This window comes from Pseudomonas sp. DWP3-1-2, assembly GCF_049896285.1.
Classification (GTDB): domain Bacteria; phylum Pseudomonadota; class Gammaproteobacteria; order Pseudomonadales; family Pseudomonadaceae; genus Aquipseudomonas.
In genome coordinates this window covers 15095-33810 of the sequence record NZ_JAFCTZ010000006.1, presented here as the reverse complement: position 1 = coordinate 33810, position 18716 = coordinate 15095, and the positions used below count along the sequence as shown (strand labels likewise).

Below are 18716 nucleotides of genomic sequence, written 5' to 3'. Positions count from 1 at the left end.
CGATCCCGTAGCGCTTTCGGTTTCCATCGCAACATCCGGTCACTGCCGTTTGTGTGTGACGTCACGAGAAGCTCACTCCCTTACCTATTTACCTGATTCGCCGCCTGGAGTGCTCCATGCCTGATTACCGCTCGAAAACGTCCACCCACGGCCGCAACATGGCCGGCGCTCGTGCCTTGTGGCGCGCCACCGGGATGAAGGACGCGGATTTCAAGAAACCGATCATCGCCGTTGCCAACTCGTTTACCCAGTTCGTGCCGGGCCATGTGCACCTCAAGGACATGGGCCAGCTGGTTGCCCGTGAAATCGAACGCGCCGGTGGCGTGGCCAAGGAATTCAACACCATTGCCGTGGACGACGGCATTGCCATGGGTCACGACGGCATGCTGTATTCGCTGCCGAGCCGCGAGATCATCGCTGACTCCGTGGAGTACATGGTCAACGCCCACTGCGCCGACGCCATCGTGTGCATTTCCAACTGCGACAAAATCACCCCCGGCATGTTGATGGCCGCACTGCGCCTGAACATCCCGGTGATTTTCGTTTCCGGCGGCCCGATGGAAGCCGGCAAGACCAAACTGGCCGCCCACGGTCTGGACCTGGTCGATGCCATGGTGATTGCCGCCGATGACTCCGCCAGTGACGAGAAAGTCGCTGAATACGAGCGCAGCGCGTGTCCGACGTGCGGGTCGTGTTCCGGCATGTTCACCGCCAATTCGATGAACTGCCTCACCGAAGCCCTGGGCCTGGCCTTGCCGGGCAACGGCTCGGCACTGGCCACGCACAGCGACCGCGAGCAGCTGTTCCTGCAGGCGGGCCGCACCATCGTCGATCTGTGCCGCCAGTACTACATCGAAAACAACGACGCCGTTCTGCCGCGCAACATTGCCAATTTCAAGGCATTCGAGAACGCGATGACGCTGGACATCGCCATGGGCGGCTCGACCAACACCATCCTGCACTTGCTGGCAGCGGCTCAGGAAGCGGAGATCGACTTCGATCTGCGCGACATCGACCGCTTGTCCCGTGAAGTGCCGCAGCTGTGCAAGGTCGCGCCGAACATTCAGAAGTACCACATGGAAGACGTGCACCGCGCTGGCGGGATTTTCAGCATCCTGGGCGAGTTGGCCCGTGGCGGCCTGCTGCACACCGACCTGCCCACCGTACACAGCAAGACCCTGGCCGAAGGCATCGCCAAATGGGACATCACCCAGACCAACGATGAAGCGGTTCACACCTTCTTCAAGGCTGGCCCGGCTGGCATCCCGACCCAGACCGCCTTCAGCCAGTCGACCCGCTGGGAAACCCTGGACGACGACCGCGAGAACGGCTGCATCCGCAGCGTCGAGCACGCCTACTCGCAACAGGGCGGCCTGGCCGTGCTGTACGGCAACATCGCGCTGGACGGCTGCGTGGTGAAAACCGCGGGCGTGGATGAATCAATCCATGTATTCGAAGGCAACGCGAAGATTTTCGAAAGCCAGGACAGCGCTGTGCGCGGCATCCTTGCGGATGAAGTCAAAGCGGGCGACATCGTGATCATCCGTTACGAGGGTCCGAAAGGCGGTCCGGGCATGCAGGAAATGCTCTATCCGACCTCGTACCTGAAATCCAAAGGCCTGGGCAAAGACTGTGCATTGCTCACGGATGGCCGCTTCTCCGGCGGTACATCGGGCCTGTCCATCGGTCACGCTTCTCCGGAAGCAGCAGCTGGCGGCGCGATTGGTCTGGTGCGTGATGGCGACAAAGTGCTGATCGACATTCCGAACCGCTCGATCAACCTGTTGATCGATGATGCGGAAATGGCCGAACGCCGCGCCGAGCAAGACAAGAAAGGCTGGAAGCCGGTCGAAGTGCGCCCACGTAAAGTGACCACCGCCCTCAAGGCTTATGCCCTGCTGGCCACCAGCGCCGATAAAGGTGCCGTGCGCGACAAGGCCCTGCTGGACAAGCTGGTGCCTTGAGCTTGATCGGTTAAACCAAAAAACCCGGCAGAGATGCCGGGTTTTTTGTTGCTCAGTATTGTTGGTGCGAGGCTTGCCCGCGAACCAGGCGCTGCGGACTATCAGACAAACCGTGTTATGGCATTCGCGGGCAAGCCTCGCTCCAACAAGGTTTAACCCGAAAGATTTTTACTGGATGTCCTCAGGCTTGACGATCACCCAGTTTTTGTCCGCCGTCACGGGCAAACCTTCTTTGGCCTGAGCCGCCGCGTTCTTGGCCATCATGCCGTTGAGCTGGGCCATGTATTTGTCTTTGCGGTTGACCCACAGGTGAACGCCGCCCTTGGCCACGTCAACGTCGTGAAACAGCATGTAGCCATCGCTGGTCGGGGTATCACCGGCTACCAACACTGGCTTTTTCCATTCGTCGATATACGTCAGGATCGCTGCGTGCTTGCCCGCCATCCAGGTTGCGGGCGTCCACAGGTAAGGCGTCATTTCCAGGCCCAGGTTGGCCTTTTCGTCATATTTTCCAGCCGTGATCTGCTTGCGCGCCGTGGTTAGCTCGCCGGTCTTGCGATCCTTGAGCAAGGTGGTCACGCCAATCACGTTTTGCGGTTTGACGTTGTAGCCGTACTTGGGATCGGCCGCGACCATACGCACCAGTTCCTCGGACGCGGCGGTCATCACGTAGACCTCAATGCCGTTTTCCATCAGCTTGTTGTACAGCTCTTTCTGACCGGTAAAGATGCGTGGCGGCTCGACCTCGAGTGTCTTGACCACATCACCGTCGTAATAGGTCGCCGGTATCGGCTTGCCCAACGCCATCAGCTCATCGACGTAGCCCTTGAGCTCCTTGAGGGTGAAGCCGGAGAACACTTGCGCGACCCATGGATAGCAGACCATGTCGTCCACTTCGCACAGGCGATAGTAGTAGCTGAACAGGCTTTCCTTATGGTCGGCGGTGTCCTTGAACGGCATCAACTTGAGGGAGGGGTCCAGGCTTTCGCGGGTAATCAGGCCTTTGCTTTCCATGTACGGCAGCAGCGACTCTTCCAGATCGAAGCGGTAGCTGGTGTTGTCCATGTCGAACACCGCGTAATTGCCCTTGTTGGCGTTGGCGGTAATCATGGCGTTGAGTGCCTTGGCGGCGGGCTCAGGCCAGTGGGTCAATTCGGTGGCCATCGCCTGACCGGCAAGGCCCAGGCACAGCGCAACAGCGAGTAATTTTGGCGCGAACTTCATTATGGTTTTCCCCCCGAAAAATTAAGAGGCTCGACCGTAGCAAATTGCCGTTACTGTTTGAGTGTGTCAGCGACTGAATGCGTTCCGAAGGCGTCATGTCTACGGCTATTCGCGACGGGGCTTTCCAATTGCGACATTTTTTTGATGGTTAGATGACAGTGAGCACGCATAGGGTTGTGGGACCGACCTCTTCCCGGCTAAAGCCGGTCTCACGCCCTTGCATGATGCAGCTTACCTGCGTTCCCAAACCTCAAAGGTGTACGCAGGCTTGCCATCCAGCGCTGGATTCAACACCTGCGACACCAACCCCCATTGCGCCGGATCAACCTCTGGAAACCACGCGTCACCTTCAGGAGTCAACGCCACGCGAGTCAGATAAAGCCGGTCAGCCTGGGGCAAGCCCTGAGCATAAAGCTGCGCGCCGCCGATCAGCATGACTTCATCGGCACCGTGCTCATGCGCCCAATCTTCAGCGCGGGCTACCGCCGATTCCAGAGAAGTGAAGACTTCTGCACCGTCAAGCTGCAAGTCCGGCTGGCGAGTGACCACCAGATTAAGACGCCCTGGCAACGGGCGACCCAGCGAATCCCAGGTCTTGCGCCCCATGATGATTGGCTTGCCGAGGGTCGTCGCCTTGAAATATTTGAAGTCCCCCGGCAAATGCCAGGGCATGGAATTGTCGACGCCAATCACTCGGTTTTCACCAAGGGCGGCAATCAGGCTGAGGGGGAGTTGAGTTTTCATGGCGGCGAGAATAGCAGAGCACGGCAGTGAATTCGTACCGGGGTTTTCGCTCGAATGTACGACGCAGAGGTTATGCTCCTTCCTGACTTTACCAATGAGACGCCGTGTGACTGCTCTGACCCCACTCGATAACCTCTGGCTGACCGAAGCCGTGCGCCTGCGCGAAGAGCAGGCCGGCGCACTGGATGACCTTGAAGCCAATCGCCGCGCCCGGGCGCAAGCAGGCGACCTGCCGACCCGCATCCAGCATCGCGCCCTGTGGCTGGCCGAACGCGATGGCATGCTCGCCGCGTTGCGACGCTGGAAACAGGGCGCGCGTCTGGCACTGATTGCGCTGGCGATGATTGCCGTCATCAGCGGCGCGGGCCTGGCCTTCGCCGCCATGGGCGACGGGCAGACACCGGTGAACGTGTTCTGGGCACTGGGCAGTTTGCTCGGGCTGAACCTGATTCTGCTGATCAGTTGGGCCTCGGGCCTGGCGCTTGCCGGGGAAAGCACGGCCAGCCTCGGGCGTTTGTGGCTCTGGCTGAGCGAAAAGCTCGCCCGGGATGCCCAGGCCGCGCAACTGGCACCGGCCCTGATTCTGCTGCTGCAACGAAGGCGCTTGAATCGCTGGGTTCTGGGCGCGCTGGTCAACGGTTTATGGTTTCTGGCGCTGCTCAGCGCGCTGGCGTTGCTGTTGATGCTGATGGCCACGAGACGCTACGGCTTCGTCTGGGAAACCACGATTCTTGGCAGCGACACCTTTGTCAGCCTGACACAAACCCTTGGCACGCTTCCCGCGCTGCTGGGTTTCACCGTGCCCACCGAAGCCATGATCCGCGCCAGCGGTGACAGCACAGGGGTGGTGGAATCCGCACGACAAGCCTGGGCGGCCTGGCTGGTGGGTGTGTTGCTGGTTTACGGCATCGTGCCGCGCCTGATCCTGGCGCTGGTTTGCTTTTCGCTGTGGAAACGCGGCCGTGGAGCGTTAAGCCTGGATTTGAGCCTGCCCGGTTACAGCGAACTGCGCGAGCGACTGATGCCCAGCAGCGAGCGCCTGGGCGTCAACGATGCTGCGCCGGAGTTGCTCCCTCAAATCGTTTCTCAGGGGAACACGCAGAGCAGTGAAGGCGCGTTGCTGGTCGCCATCGAACTGGATGAAGACCAACCCTGGCCGCCCGCGCTACCCGAGCACGTCGCGGACGCAGGCGTTCTCGACAGCCGCGAATCCCGACACAAGCTGCTCGACCAGTTGACGCGTTTTCCACCGGCCCGACTGGTCATCGCCTGTGACCCGCGCCGTTCGCCAGACCGAGGCAGCCTGGCGTTGATCGCGGAACTGGCGCGTTGCGCCGCAAGTACCCGAGTCTGGTTACTCCCGGCACCGCCCGCCCAGACGCTGGATGCTGAACGGGTCAGCGACTGGCAGACGGGCTTGCAGCAACTGGAGCTGACGTGGACCGAAACCGCACCCTTGAGCTGGCTGGAGACGGGCTATGAGTAAAACCGAGAAGATCCGCCCGCTGAAACTCGCCGTTGTCGGCCACACCAATGTCGGCAAAACCTCGTTGCTGCGTACCCTGACGCGCGACGTCAGCTTCGGTGAGGTTTCACACCGGCCCAGCACGACGCGGCATGTGGAAGGGGCGCGATTGTCGGTGGATGGCGAAGCCTTGCTGGAGCTGTACGACACGCCGGGGCTGGAAGACGCCATTGCCTTGCTCGATTATCTGGAGCGTCTGGATCGCCCCGGCGAACGGCTGGATGGGCCGGCACGTCTGGCGCGGTTTCTGGAGGGCAGCGAGGCCCGGCAGCGGTTCGAGCAGGAAGCCAAGGTCTTGCGCCAACTGTTGGCCTCGGATGCCGGCCTGTACGTGATTGATGCCCGCGAACCGGTATTGGCGAAATACCGTGACGAACTGTCGGTGCTGGCCAGTTGCGGGAAACCGCTGTTGCCGGTCCTGAATTTCGTCAGCAGCGCCGATCATCGCGAACCGGCCTGGCGTGAAGCCCTGGCGCGTCTGGGCCTGCACGCACTGGTGCGTTTCGACAGCGTGGCGCCGCCGGAAGATGGCGAACGACGCTTGTACGAAAGCCTCGCACTGTTGCTGGAAACCTCGCGGGGGCAGTTGGAGCGCCTGATTCTGGATCAGGATGCCCAGCGCGAAACCCGGCGCCAGAGTGCGGCGCGACTGATCGCCGAACTGCTGGTCGACTGCGCAGCCTGCCGCCGCAGCGTCTCGACCGAATCCGGCCAGGAACAACAGGCCATCGATGAACTTCGCAAAACGGTGCGCCAGCGTGAGCAGCGTTGCGTCGAGGCGCTGCTCAAGCTGTATGCGTTTCGCTCGCAGGATGCTGCCGCCAGTGATCTGCCGTTGCTGGACGGACGCTGGGGCGACGACCTGTTCAACCCGGAAACGCTCAAACAGCTGGGTGTTCGTGTCGGCGGCGGTATTGCGGCGGGCGCGGCGGCGGGCGCTGGCGTTGACCTTCTGGTGGGCGGGATTACCCTTGGCGCCGCGGCGCTGGTCGGGGCCATTGCGGGCGGCGCCTTGCAGACCGCTCGCAGCTACGGCGGCCGCCTGCTGGGCAAGATCAAAGGCCAGCGGGAGCTGACGGTGGACGATGCGGTGCTGCGCCTGCTTGCGCTGCGCCAGCGTCACCTGCTGCAAGCCCTCGGCGCGCGGGGTCACGCGGCATTGGAGAGCATCAAGCTGACCACGCCCCAGGACATGACCTGGCGCGAAGGCAAACTCCCCGAAGCGCTGCACAAGGCGCGGGCGCATCCGCAATGGTCCTCGCTGAACCCCGGGGCGAAATTGAGCCAGACGGAGCGACAGGAGCAGATTGAAGGCCTCACGCAAATCTTGTTGGAGCGAGGCTTGCCCGCGAATCGGGATTGAATACAACCTATCAGCGCTAGAAACGACGCCTTCGCGGGCAAGCCTCGCTCCAACGGAATTGCCGCCGACAGTCGCCTCGCGCATTTTTGCCTACGCGAATCCCCTCCAGACCGGTATCATCCCGCGCCCGATGCACCCGGAACCGTATTCAGATGAAACCCACCTTGATCGCCGCCGCAGAAATCGACCGTATCGATACCTGGGCCAAATACTCCAGCCACATGTGCGGAGGCTGTATTTCCAGCTGCTGCACGCTGCCTGTTGAAGTGAAGATCAAGGATTTGATCCGCATCGGCATCGTCGATGAATTCGAGCGCGGGGAACCGGCGAAGAACATCGCCAAGCGCTTGCAGAAGGAAGGCATCGTCGAGCGCTATAACCAGAAGTCCGAGATCTTCACGTTGCAGCGCATGAGCAACAACGACTGTCTGTATCTGGACCGTAAAAGCCGCTTGTGCACGATCTACGAGAAACGCCCGGACACCTGCCGCAACCACCCCAGGATCGGCCCGCGCCCCGGCTACTGCGCTTACAAGCCCAAGGATGTGGTACGTCAGGACACCGGTACGCTGAAGAACAACACCAGCACCCCGTTTCCGAAGTTCTGAAATGCTGAAACATCTGTAGGAGCTGCCGAAGGCTGCGATGCCGTTCATCCTGACGCACCGCTTTCGCCGCCTTCGGCAGCTCCTACATAACCGACACAAACAAAAACGCCCCCGACCTTGCGGTCGGGGGCGTTTTGTTTTTAGCCGACTAACTGATTAATCAGTTGCCGCTTTTCTTGGCGGCGCGGGTACGCTCGCTTTCGCCAAGAATTTTCTTACGCAGGCGGATCGACTTTGGAGTCACTTCGCAGAGTTCGTCTTCTTGAACGAATTCCAGCGCTTGTTCCAGAGTGAAACGGATAGGCGGAACCAGAGCGATGGTTTCGTCTTTACCGGAAGCACGCATGTTGTCGAGCTTCTTGCCTTTGGTTGGGTTGACGCCCAGGTCGTTGTCGCGGCTGTTGATGCCGACGATTTGACCTTCGTACACGTCTTCACCGTGACCCAGGAACAGCTTGCCACGGGCCTGCAGCGTTTCCAGCGAGTAGGTCAGCGCCTTGCCGGTAGCAACCGAAACCAGAACGCCGTTCTGACGGCCGGACATGTCGCCGGACTTCATCACGTCGTAACGGTCGAAGATGCTGGTCAGGATGCCGGCACCGGAAGTCAGGGTCAGGAACTCGTTACGGAAACCGATCAAGCCACGAGCCGGGATGTTGTACTCAAGGCGAACACGCCCTTTGCCATCCGGAACCATGTTGGTCAGGTCGCCCTTACGGATACCGATCTGTTCCATGATCGAGCCCTGGGACTCTTCCGGAAGGTCGATGGTGACGTTTTCGTACGGTTCGTGCTTAACGCCATCAACCATGCGGATGATCACTTCAGGACGACCAACACCCATTTCGAAGCCTTCGCGACGCATGGTTTCGATCAGTACCGAAAGGTGCAGCTCGCCACGACCGGAGACTTTGAACTTGTCAGCGGTGTCGCCTTCTTCAACGCGCAGGGCAACGTTGAACAGCAGCTCTTTGTCCAGACGTTCCTTGATGTTACGGCTGGTGACGAACTTGCCTTCTTTACCGCAGAAAGGCGAATCGTTGACCTGGAAGGTCATCGAAACGGTAGGTTCGTCAACGGTCAGCGGCTTCATCGCTTCGACGTTGAGTGGGTCGCACAGCGTGTCGGAGATGAACAGCTGGTCAAAGCCGCTGATGCAGACGATGTCGCCGGCAGCTGCTTCTTCAACGTCGATGCGGTGCAGACCGTGGTGACCCATCAGTTTCAGGATACGGCCGTTGCGGCGCTTGCCTTCAGCGTCGATGGCGACAACCTGAGTGTTTGGCTTGACCTTGCCACGGGCGATACGGCCAACACCGATAACACCCAGGAAGCTGTTGTAGTCCAGTGCCGAGATTTGCATCTGGAACGGACCGTCACGGTCAACCTTTGGAGCAGGAACGTGGTCAACAATCGCCTGGTACAGCGGGGTCATGTCTTCCGCCATGGCGGTGTGTTCCAGACCGGCAATACCGTTCAGTGCCGAAGCGTAAACGACCTGGAAGTCCAGCTGTTCTTCGGTAGCACCCAGGTTGTCGAACAGGTCGAAGATCTGATCCAGAACCCAGTCCGGACGCGCGCCTGGACGGTCAACCTTGTTGATGACCACGATTGGACGCAGGCCGGCTTCGAAAGCCTTCTTGGTCACGAAACGGGTTTGCGGCATAGGGCCGTCTTGAGCGTCAACCAGCAGCAGAACGGAGTCAACCATCGACATCACGCGCTCTACTTCACCACCGAAGTCGGCGTGGCCCGGGGTGTCCACGATGTTGATGTGGTAGCCGTTCCAGTTGATAGCGGTGTTTTTCGCCAGGATGGTAATACCGCGTTCTTTCTCCTGGTCGTTGGAGTCCATCACGCGTTCGTCGTTGAGCTCGCCGCGTTCCAGGGTGCCGGATTGACGCAAGAGTTTGTCTACCAGGGTGGTTTTACCATGGTCAACGTGAGCAATGATGGCGATGTTGCGTAGATTTTCGATCACTTGTGTATCTCGATCAGAGGATTCGGTCAGCTGAATAATTCCAGACAGCTATTTATATCGTTAGAGTCGGCTAAAAGCCGTTACGGCTAGACGACTGGCGTCGGGGGGCCGGTGACGCAAGCCACAGGCAAACAGCCCCGGGCACTTAGCTCGGTCGATAAACGCGCACATTGGCATGCCCCTCACTGAGCAAATGATGAGCATGCAGGCGACTCATGACGCCTTTGTCGCAATACAACAGGTACTGGCGCGTGTTATCCAGTTCCTTGAAGCGGCTGTTCAATGCATAGAACGGCAGCGCCTGTATTTCAATGCCAGGCAATTGCAGCGGCTGGTCTTCCTGGGCATCCGGATGACGGATGTCGATGACGACCTGACCTGCCAGCGCTTGACTGACTTCCTCTATCTCTACGCTGCGGCTCAGATCGTCGATCACCCGATCGATCGAGACCAGCTTTGCGTTCTCCAGCGCTCGCTCGAGAATCGCCATGTCGAACTGTTGTTCTTCGTACTCAACGCGGTTGCGCTTGGCGTTGGTCTTGGGGTTGACCGAAATCACCCCGCAATACTCAGGCATGTGTTTGGCGAAATCGGCAGTACCGATTTCAACCGCCTGATCGACGATGTCCTGCTTGTGGCTGGTGATCAGCGGGCGCAAGACCAGCTTGTCAGTGGCCGCGTCGATCAGCGACAGGTTCGGCAACGTCTGACTGGCCACCTGGGAAATCGCTTCGCCGGTTACCAGCACGTCGATTTCAAGGCGATCAGCAATAGAGGATGCAGCGCGCAACATCATACGCTTCAAAACTACACCCATATGACTGTTATCGACTTTCTGCAGAATTTCTCCGAGCACTTCCTCGAAAGGAACGCTGACAAACAGCACTCGCTGGGAGCTGCCGTACTTCTTCCAGATGAAATGCGCGACTTCCATCACGCCCAGTTCATGGGCACGCCCGCCCAGATTGAAGAAGCAGAAATGCGCCATAAGCCCGCGCCGCATGACCTGATAGGCCGCGACCGTCGAATCGAAACCGCCGGACATCAACACCAGGGTCTGTTCAAGCGCGCCCAGTGGATATCCGCCGATGCTGTTGTGCTGGCTGTGAATCACAAATAACCGTTGGTCGCGAATTTCCATCCGCACTTCGATTTCCGGCTTTTTCAGGTCAATCCCGGCAGCGCCGCACTCGATCCGCAGCTTGCTGCCGACGTATTTTTCGACGTCCATCGAGCTGAAGTCATGCCTGCCCGCACGCTTGCAACGCACGGAAAATACCTTGCCCGGCAGCAGGTCGGCGTAATGCAGTTTGCACTTGGCGAGGATGTCATCCATATCGCCCAACGGGTACTCAGCCACCTGCAGAAAGTTGGCGATGCCCGGCATGCAACTGAGCCGCTCAGTCATCTCGTGCAGGGTCTTGGGCTCGGTAACGCGGGTCTGAACCTCAAGATTGTCCCACACGCCCCCCACCACCAGTGCCGGGTCCAGATCACGGAGCACGGTACGGATGTTCTTGGCCAACTGACGGATGAATTGCTTGCGCACCGGTCGGCTTTTAATGGTGATTTCGGGGAAGACTTTTACGATTAGTTTCATGTAAACAGCGCGCGCGGTGCCTGTCGAAAAAGAGGGGGCGGGATTATAGCGGAAATTGCTCAGTGTTTAACCAGTTATCGTACAGCCAGTTATCGACGCACCAAAACGGACCTGTCGCCATCTTTAGCGCATCATTAGGGTGCGCTCAATTTTATCAATCCTCTGTTTTATCCCTATATAGCGCGCATCTGAGGCATAAAACCCATCACGGGGCACTGGCATGCAATTTGCTCCCTTGTGAGGCAGGTTGCCTTAGCCGAGTATTCGCGCCGGCATCACCCAAATTCGAAGGGCCCCAATCATAATTCGGCCCGAAGCCACCCGGAGGACACTATGTCGAAGTCGGTTCAACTCATCAAAGATCATGACGTTAAGTGGATTGATCTGCGCTTCACGGACACCAAAGGCACTCAGCACCACGTGACCATGCCGGCTCGCGATGCGCTGGATGAAGATTTCTTCGAAATCGGCAAAATGTTCGACGGCTCCTCCATCTCTGGCTGGAAAGGCATCGAAGCCTCCGACATGATCCTGATGCCGGACGACGAAACCGCCGTTCTCGATCCGTTCACCGAAGAGCCGACCCTGATCCTGGTCTGCGACATCATCGAACCTTCGACCATGCAAGGCTATGACCGCGACCCACGCGCCATCGCTCACCGCGCCGAGGAATACCTGAAGTCCACCGGTATCGGCGACACCGTATTCGTAGGTCCGGAACCAGAGTTCTTCATCTTCGACGAAGTGAAGTTCAAGTCCGACATCTCCGGTTCCATGTTCAAGATCTTCTCCGAGCAAGGCTCGTGGATGTCTGACCAGGACGTGGAAGGCGGCAACAAAGGCCACCGTCCAGGCGTGAAAGGCGGCTACTTCCCGGTTCCTCCGTTCGATCACGACCACGAAATCCGTACCTCCATGTGTAATGCCATGGAAGAAATGGGCCTGGTCATCGAAGTTCACCACCACGAAGTGGCGACTGCTGGCCAGAACGAAATCGGCGTGAAATTCAACACGCTGGTCAAGAAGGCTGACGAAGTTCAGACCCTCAAGTATTGCGTACACAACGTTGCCGACGCTTACGGCCGCACCGCTACCTTCATGCCTAAGCCTCTGTACGGCGATAACGGTTCGGGTATGCACGTTCACATGTCCATCTCCAAAGATGGCAAGAACACTTTCGCGGGCGAAGGCTATGCCGGCCTGTCCGATACCGCTCTGTTCTTCATCGGCGGCATCATCAAGCACGGCAAGGCACTGAACGGCTTCACCAACCCGTCGACCAACTCCTACAAGCGTCTGGTCCCAGGTTTCGAAGCACCGGTCATGTTGGCCTACTCGGCGCGTAACCGCTCCGCTTCCATCCGTATTCCTTACGTGTCGAGCCCTAAAGCCCGCCGTATCGAAGCGCGCTTCCCGGATCCAGCAGCCAACCCGTACCTGGGCTTCGCTGCACTGTTGATGGCTGGCCTGGACGGCATCCAGAACAAGATCCACCCTGGCGACGCTGCTGACAAAAACCTGTATGACCTGCCGCCTGAAGAGGCCAAAGAGATCCCACAAGTTTGCGGCAGCCTGAAAGAAGCCCTGGAAGAGCTGGACAAGGGTCGTGCGTTCCTGACCAAAGGCGGCGTTTTCAGCGACGACTTCATCGACGCTTACATCGCCCTGAAAAGCGAAGAAGAAATCAAAGTACGCACCTTCGTACACCCACTGGAATACGAGCTGTACTACAGCTGCTGATCCAGTCACGTCAGCGGTTTTGACGTAGCGAAAGAGGCCTCCTTCGGGAGGCCTTTTTTATGACTCGGTTTTCTGATTGACTGCTGCGGGTATCGATCGAGCACGCCCCGGCGAGCGCAGTCGTTTGAATCCCTGAAAACAAGGCAGAGCTCAACGTATGCCCAATGCCCACACCATGGCTCGACACCTTCTTTTTTCGGCATGCCTCTTCAGCATTGCCGCGTGCACCTCGAACCTCAAGGCATCCCCACCTCCCGCAGCGCTCGCCCCGTTACTCGGCAGCATCAGCGAGCGCCTGACCCTCGCGGATCAGGTTGCATTGACCAAATGGGACAGCGGCAAACCGATTCAGGACAGCCCGCGCGAACAGCAAGTCATTGCTGCGGCCGCCAGGCTTGCGCCGGGCTACAAGCTGGATGCCGACGACGTCAGCCGGTTTCTGGCCGCCCAGATCGAAGCGAACAAGCTGGTCCAATATGCACTGATTGCTCATTGGCACGCCGCCGGTAAGGCGCCCGACAGCGCAAGGCCGGATCTGGCTACACAGATCCGGCCAAGACTGGATCAACTGCAAGTCCAATTGCTTCAAGACTATGCGGCTTTTGCGCCTTATCGACAGGCCCCGGATTGCCCGGAATGGCTGGGCCAGCAGCGTGCGCGGCTGGCCAAAGACACCGTTCATGACCTGGCTCTGGTACGGGCAACCGGGGAATTGTGTATCCAGACGAAATGAGCACCGCGCTTTCAGACCGGTTTGTGTTCTATGCTGGCGTCCTGTAACGCGATTGCCTTATCTGCTCCGGAGTTTTCATGCGTCGAAGCCTTATCTGCCTGCTGCTCTTGATCGCCTTGCCTGCTGTGGCGCAGATCTACAAGTACACCGACGCCAATGGCAACACCGCATTCACCAACCAGCCACCGGATGGCGTCAAGGCCGAGGCCATCGAGCTGCCGCCTCTGAACAGCGTGGAAACCCCGAAAGTGCCAGCCCCCGCGCAGAATCAGCCCATCGAACAACCCGCATCCCCTCAGCCTGAAGCCCCCTATCAGACGCTGGAGCTGACCGACCTGCCTGCCGATGAAGCGCTGCGCGCCAACAACGGCACGTTCACCGTGGGCGTGAGGATCCAGCCAAGGCTGGCGCAGGGGCATCAACTGCAATTGTTGGTCGATGGCAATCCCTACGGCCAGCCGGGCAATGTTCCGCGCCTTCAAGTGGTCAATCTCGACCGGGGCGAGCACAGCTTTGCTGTCGTGGTGCTGGATAAACAAGGCATCATTCAGCAGAGTCAAACCGTAACCCTCACCGTGCAGCGAGTTCATGTCGGTAAACCATAAACCGCACCTGATGCGCAGCGCTCTGCTCTGGCTGTTGCTGCTGATCGCGTTGCCGACGACGGCGGACGTTTATACCTATATCGATGCCGAAGGGAATCGCGTCTTCACCGATCAGCCACACAAGAATGCCAAGCGGGTCGACATCCCGCCCAGCAACAGCACAACCGGTGCCCCACCCAAAAGCACCGTGCAACAACACCCCGCCAAACCCAAGGCAAAGGCGATGTTTCATTACGACTTATTGAGAATTCTGGTGCCGGAACCGGATGCCACCGTGCGCAGCAACAACGGCGATTTAATCGTCAGCGTCACCAGCGACCCGGCGCTCCAGCCGGGTCACGGCTACCGGTTGCTGGTGGATGGCAAACCCTACGCCGATGCTGGACGCAGCCCGGTATTCCCCCTGAGCAATGTCGATCGCGGTACCCACCAGTTGTCCGTGGAAATTGTCGACGAGGCGGGCCGCGTTCTGGAGCGCACGCCTAACCAGCCTTTCCATATGCTGCGCATCTCTCTGGCACAGAAGCGTCTGGCACGGCCCTGTCAGACTGACGACTACGGCGTTCGCCCTGAATGCCCGTTGAGTGACAAGCCGGAAGAAGAAGAAAGCAGCTTCCTGCCGTTTTTCTAAGCGCCCTACGCTGTCCTACGGCTAAGCTCCATATTGGTGCGATAAATTGGCGGCCCGTGCCCACCCGAACCCATTTTGGTTCGAAAACGGGTCGCCTCAACGACCCAAAGCTACCCACTGTCCAAAAAAAGCCCGGTTTTGCAGATTAAACGCTTCTTTTCGGAGCCTTGGTTTGGTTTTTGCAACTTCGGCGTAACAGCACCCTTTTCTGCACTGTACGCGAGCGTATCAGTGGTTTTACCCACGCTGGAGAAGACCAACCAGCGCCTGTGATACCGGGCTCGCCTGGATTGCAATGTGCCAAAAGAGGTCAAAGACGTTCATGACTATCAGCGACGCGCTGCACCGTTTGTTACTGGATAACCTGACCACTGCCACCATTCTGCTCAATGCCGACCTGCGCCTTGAGTACATGAACCCCGCAGCCGAAATGCTGCTGGCCATTAGCGGGCAACGCAGTCACGGGCAATTCATCAGTGAGTTGTTCACCGAATCGGCAGAAGCCTTGAGCTCGTTGCGTCAGGCCGTGGAACAAGCGCACCCGTTCACCAAGCGCGAGGCCCAGCTCACCGCCCTGACCGGTCAGACGCTGACCGTCGATTACGCGGTCACGCCGATCCTCAGCCAGGGCGAAACCCTGCTGTTGCTGGAAGTCCACCCACGTGACCGGCTGCTGCGGATCACCAAGGAAGAGGCCCAGCTGTCCAAGCAGGAAACCACCAAGATGCTGGTGCGTGGCCTCGCCCATGAGATCAAGAACCCACTGGGTGGCATCCGTGGCGCCGCACAACTGCTGGCCCGTGAACTGCCCGAAGAAAGCCTCAAGGACTACACCAACGTCATCATCGAAGAAGCCGACCGCCTGCGTAATCTGGTGGATCGCATGCTGGGCTCCAACAAACTGCCTTCGCTGGCGATGACCAATGTCCATGAAGTGCTTGAGCGCGTGTGCAGCCTGGTCGAAGCCGAAAGCCAGGGATGCATCACCTTGGTGCGCGACTACGACCCCAGTATTCCCGACGTATTGATCGACCGCGAACAGATGATCCAGGCGGTGCTCAATATCGTGCGTAACGCCATGCAGGCTATCAGCAGCCAGAACGAGCTACGCCTGGGTCGCATCAGCCTGCGTACACGGGCCATGCGCCAGTTCACCATTGGGCATGTCCGTCATCGGCTGGTGGCTAAAGTTGAAATCATCGACAACGGCCCCGGCATCCCGACCGAGCTTCAGGAAACCATTTTTTACCCGATGGTGAGCGGCCGTCCCGATGGCACCGGGCTCGGACTTGCCATTACCCAGAACATAATTAGCCAGCATCAAGGACTGATCGAATGTGACAGCCATCCTGGCCACACCACGTTTTCGATCTTTCTGCCGCTGGAACAAGGAGCAGCTTCGACATGAGCCGTAGTGAAACTGTCTGGATCGTTGATGACGACCGTTCCATCCGCTGGGTACTGGAAAAGGCCTTGCAACAGGAAGGCATGACCACACAAAGCTTCGACAGCGCCGATGGCGTGATGAGTCGCCTGGCCCGTCAGCAACCGGACGTGATCATCTCCGACATCCGCATGCCCGGCGCCAGTGGCCTGGACCTGTTGGCACGGATCCGCGAGCAGCATCCGCGCCTGCCGGTCATCATCATGACCGCCCATTCGGACCTCGATAGCGCCGTGGCGTCCTATCAAGGGGGCGCGTTCGAATACCTGCCCAAGCCGTTCGACGTAGATGAAGCGGTGTCCCTGGTCAAGCGTGCCAACCAGCATGCCCAGGAACAGCAAGGCATGGACGTTGCGCCAACCCTGACCCGCACCCCTGAAATCATTGGCGAAGCGCCAGCGATGCAGGAAGTGTTTCGCGCCATTGGCCGCTTGAGCCATTCCAACATCACTGTGTTGATCAACGGCGAATCGGGTACCGGTAAAGAACTGGTTGCCCACGCCTTGCACCGCCACAGCCCGCGCTCGGCCTCGCCCTTCATCGCGTTGAACATGGCAGCGATTCCGAAAGACCTGATGGAGTCCGAGCTGTTCGGCCACGAAAAAGGCGCGTTTACCGGCGCAGCCAATTTGCGTCGTGGTCGTTTCGAGCAAGCCGATGGCGGCACGCTGTTCCTCGATGAAATCGGTGACATGCCTGCCGACACCCAGACGCGTTTGCTTCGGGTCCTGGCGGATGGCGAGTTTTACCGGGTTGGCGGTCATACACCGGTCAAGGTCGATGTACGCATCATCGCCGCGACGCACCAGAATCTGGAAACCCTGGTGCAGGCAGGCAAATTCCGTGAAGACTTGTTCCACCGTCTTAACGTGATCCGCATCCATATTCCGCGCATGTCCGACCGCCGCGAAGACATCCCGACTCTGGCCAAGCATTTCCTCAGCCGTGCGGCTCAGGAACTGGCGGTCGAGCCGAAGCTGCTCAAGGCGGAAACCGAGGAATACCTCAAGCATCTGCCTTGGCCGGGCAACGTGCGCCAACTGGAAAACACGTGCCGCTGGATCACCGTCATGGCGTCCGGCCGCGAAGTCCACATCAGCGACTTGCCGCCGGAACTGCTGAGCCTGCCGCAAGACGCGGCCCCTGTGACCAACTGGGAGCAGGCACTGCGTCAGTGGGCTGATCAAGCGCTCGCACGCGGTCAGTCCAGCTTGCTGGACAGCGCCGTTCCGACCTTCGAACGCATCATGATCGAAACCGCCTTGAAGCATACCGCCGGTCGCCGTCGCGATGCCGCCGTGCTGTTGGGCTGGGGCCGCAACACCTTGACGCGCAAAATCAAGGAGCTGGGCATGAAGATAGATGGCGCCGATGACGACGAGGGTGATGAGGCCTGATTAAAGCAGCAACCTCTACAGGCTTGCAGGTGCTCACAGGCGGCACCTGCAAGCCTGTGACTCCGCTACTCGGCCGACGACGGCTTTTCCCACAGATTAATCCCGCCTTCCACCGCAAACCTGTCGATTTCGGCCAGTTCTTCCGGGCTGAACTTGAGGTTTTTGAGTGCTTCGACGTTTTCAACAATTTGCTCTGGCCGACTGGCGCCGATCAACGCTGAGGTCACACGCGGGTCGCGTAGGGTCCAGGCCAAGGCCATTTGCGCCAGGCTCTGGCCACGACGCTTGGCGATGTCATTGAGCGCCAGCACGTGCTCCAGGTTTTCCTCGGACAAGTGCGACGCCTGCAGCGAGCCACCACCGGGACGGTTGACCCGCGCATCCTTCGGAATCCCGTTCAGGTATTTGTCGGTGAGCAACCCTTGGGCCAGCGCCGTGAAGGCGATGACACCCGCACCCAGTTCTTCGGTGGCGTCCAGCAGGTCCTTTTCGATCCAGCGATTGAGCAGGTTATAGGCCGGTTGATGGATCAACAGCGGCACGTTCCACTCCCTGAGCAACGCGGCCATCTCCCGGGTTTTCGCGCCGGAATACGAAGACAATCCGATATACAGCGCCTTGCCTTGCTGCACGGCCGTCGCTAGCGCGCTGGCGGTTTCTTCCAGGGGTGTGTCCGGGTCAAACCGGTGGGAATAAAAGATATCCACATAATCCAGCCCCATGCGTTGCAGGCTTTGATCGAGGCTGGCCAGTACATACTTGCGCGAACCACCGCCCTGACCATAAGGCCCCGGCCACATGTCCCAACCGGCTTTGGTGGAGATGATCAGCTCGTCGCGGTACCGGGCGAAATCCTCACGCAACAGGCGCCCAAAATTCGTCTCGGCACTGCCGTAGGGCGGGCCATAGTTGTTGGCGAGATCAAAATGGTTGATGCCCAGATCAAACGCCGTGCGCAACATAGCGCGCTGGGTGTCGATGGGTGTGCTGTCGCCAAAGTTGTGCCACAAGCCCAGGGACAATGCGGGCAACACCAGGCCACTGCGCCCCGTGCGGCGGTAAGGGATGATCTCGTAACGGTTTTCGGCTGCGATGTAAGTCATCTGATCCTCGCGTGTGAGTTGTTATCAGACGACCATACGCCAGCCATGGAAGTT

The 18716-nt window shown here is 59.1% G+C and carries 15 protein-coding genes; 10 read left to right on the top strand and 5 right to left on the bottom strand.

Going from position 1 to position 18716, the window contains the following annotated elements; translation table 11 throughout:
• Positions 1–116: 116 nt before the first annotated feature.
• Positions 117–1964, top strand: a complete 1848-nt coding sequence (ilvD, locus tag ACP7B0_RS15060) for a dihydroxy-acid dehydratase (RefSeq protein ID WP_426142208.1) — start codon at positions 117–119, stop codon at positions 1962–1964.
• 168 nt (positions 1965–2132) lie between these two features.
• On the opposite strand, the gene ACP7B0_RS15055 is transcribed toward ilvD, so the two are convergent.
• Both ACP7B0_RS15055 and ACP7B0_RS15050 read right to left on the bottom strand, forming a co-directional pair.
• Positions 2133–3188: a haloacid dehalogenase-like hydrolase gene (locus ACP7B0_RS15055; RefSeq protein ID WP_426142207.1), complete on the bottom strand. Its 1056-nt coding sequence runs from the start codon at positions 3186–3188 to the stop codon at positions 2133–2135.
• A gap of 231 nt (positions 3189–3419) precedes the next feature.
• Entirely contained in the window at positions 3420–3932 is a 513-nt protein-coding gene (locus tag ACP7B0_RS15050) for a dihydrofolate reductase (RefSeq protein WP_426142206.1), read from the bottom strand.
• 106 nt (positions 3933–4038) lie between these two features.
• On the opposite strand from ACP7B0_RS15050, the gene ACP7B0_RS15045 reads away from it, so the two are divergent.
• The 3 genes from ACP7B0_RS15045 (at position 4039) to ACP7B0_RS15035 (ending at position 7428) form a co-directional block, all read left to right on the top strand.
• Positions 4039–5418, top strand: coding sequence for a DUF2868 domain-containing protein (locus ACP7B0_RS15045; RefSeq protein WP_426142205.1), 1380 nt, complete (start codon positions 4039–4041; stop codon positions 5416–5418).
• Positions 5411–6820 carry a GTPase/DUF3482 domain-containing protein gene (locus ACP7B0_RS15040; RefSeq protein WP_426142204.1) on the top strand — a complete coding sequence of 470 codons (1410 nt, stop codon included), beginning with the start codon at positions 5411–5413 and terminating at the stop codon, positions 6818–6820. The genes ACP7B0_RS15045 and ACP7B0_RS15040 overlap by 8 nt, the downstream gene beginning before the upstream one ends.
• Positions 6821–6972: 152 nt before the next feature.
• Positions 6973–7428 carry a YkgJ family cysteine cluster protein gene (locus tag ACP7B0_RS15035; protein ID WP_426142203.1) on the top strand — a complete coding sequence of 152 codons (456 nt, stop codon included), beginning with the start codon at positions 6973–6975 and terminating at the stop codon, positions 7426–7428.
• A gap of 160 nt (positions 7429–7588) precedes the next feature.
• Here ACP7B0_RS15035 and typA read toward each other — a convergent pair whose 3' ends face one another.
• Positions 7589–9409 carry a translational GTPase TypA gene (typA, locus tag ACP7B0_RS15030; RefSeq protein WP_426142202.1) on the bottom strand — a complete coding sequence of 607 codons (1821 nt, stop codon included), beginning with the start codon at positions 9407–9409 and terminating at the stop codon, positions 7589–7591.
• Between the two features lie 145 nt (positions 9410–9554).
• The gene (gene thiI, locus ACP7B0_RS15025; protein ID WP_426142201.1) at positions 9555–11009 is read right to left on the bottom strand and encodes a tRNA uracil 4-sulfurtransferase ThiI; all 1455 of its coding nucleotides are present in this window, start codon (positions 11007–11009) and stop codon (positions 9555–9557) included.
• Between the two features lie 333 nt (positions 11010–11342).
• Between thiI and glnA the strand changes: the two genes are divergently transcribed.
• The 6 genes from glnA (at position 11343) to ntrC (ending at position 17559) form a co-directional block, all read left to right on the top strand.
• Entirely contained in the window at positions 11343–12749 is a 1407-nt protein-coding gene (gene glnA / locus ACP7B0_RS15020; protein WP_426142200.1) for a glutamate--ammonia ligase, read from the top strand.
• A 157-nt stretch (positions 12750–12906) separates the two neighbouring features.
• Positions 12907–13482 carry a chorismate mutase gene (locus ACP7B0_RS15015; protein WP_426142199.1) on the top strand — a complete coding sequence of 192 codons (576 nt, stop codon included), beginning with the start codon at positions 12907–12909 and terminating at the stop codon, positions 13480–13482.
• 77 nt (positions 13483–13559) lie between these two features.
• A complete protein-coding gene (locus ACP7B0_RS15010) occupies positions 13560–14087 on the top strand; it encodes a DUF4124 domain-containing protein (protein WP_426142198.1) in 528 nt (175 codons plus the stop codon).
• 10 nt (positions 14088–14097) lie between these two features.
• Positions 14098–14718 (top strand): DUF4124 domain-containing protein, encoded by a 621-nt coding sequence (locus ACP7B0_RS15005; protein ID WP_426142380.1) that lies wholly within the window; start codon positions 14098–14100, stop codon positions 14716–14718.
• 322 nt (positions 14719–15040) lie between these two features.
• A complete protein-coding gene (glnL, locus tag ACP7B0_RS15000) occupies positions 15041–16126 on the top strand; it encodes a nitrogen regulation protein NR(II) (protein WP_426142197.1) in 1086 nt (361 codons plus the stop codon).
• Positions 16123–17559 carry a nitrogen regulation protein NR(I) gene (ntrC, locus tag ACP7B0_RS14995; RefSeq protein ID WP_426142196.1) on the top strand — a complete coding sequence of 479 codons (1437 nt, stop codon included), beginning with the start codon at positions 16123–16125 and terminating at the stop codon, positions 17557–17559. The genes glnL and ntrC overlap by 4 nt, the downstream gene beginning before the upstream one ends.
• Before the next feature lie 65 nt (positions 17560–17624).
• Here ntrC and mgrA read toward each other — a convergent pair whose 3' ends face one another.
• Entirely contained in the window at positions 17625–18662 is a 1038-nt protein-coding gene (gene mgrA / locus ACP7B0_RS14990; protein WP_426142195.1) for an L-glyceraldehyde 3-phosphate reductase, read from the bottom strand.
• Positions 18663–18716: the final 54 nt, after the last annotated feature.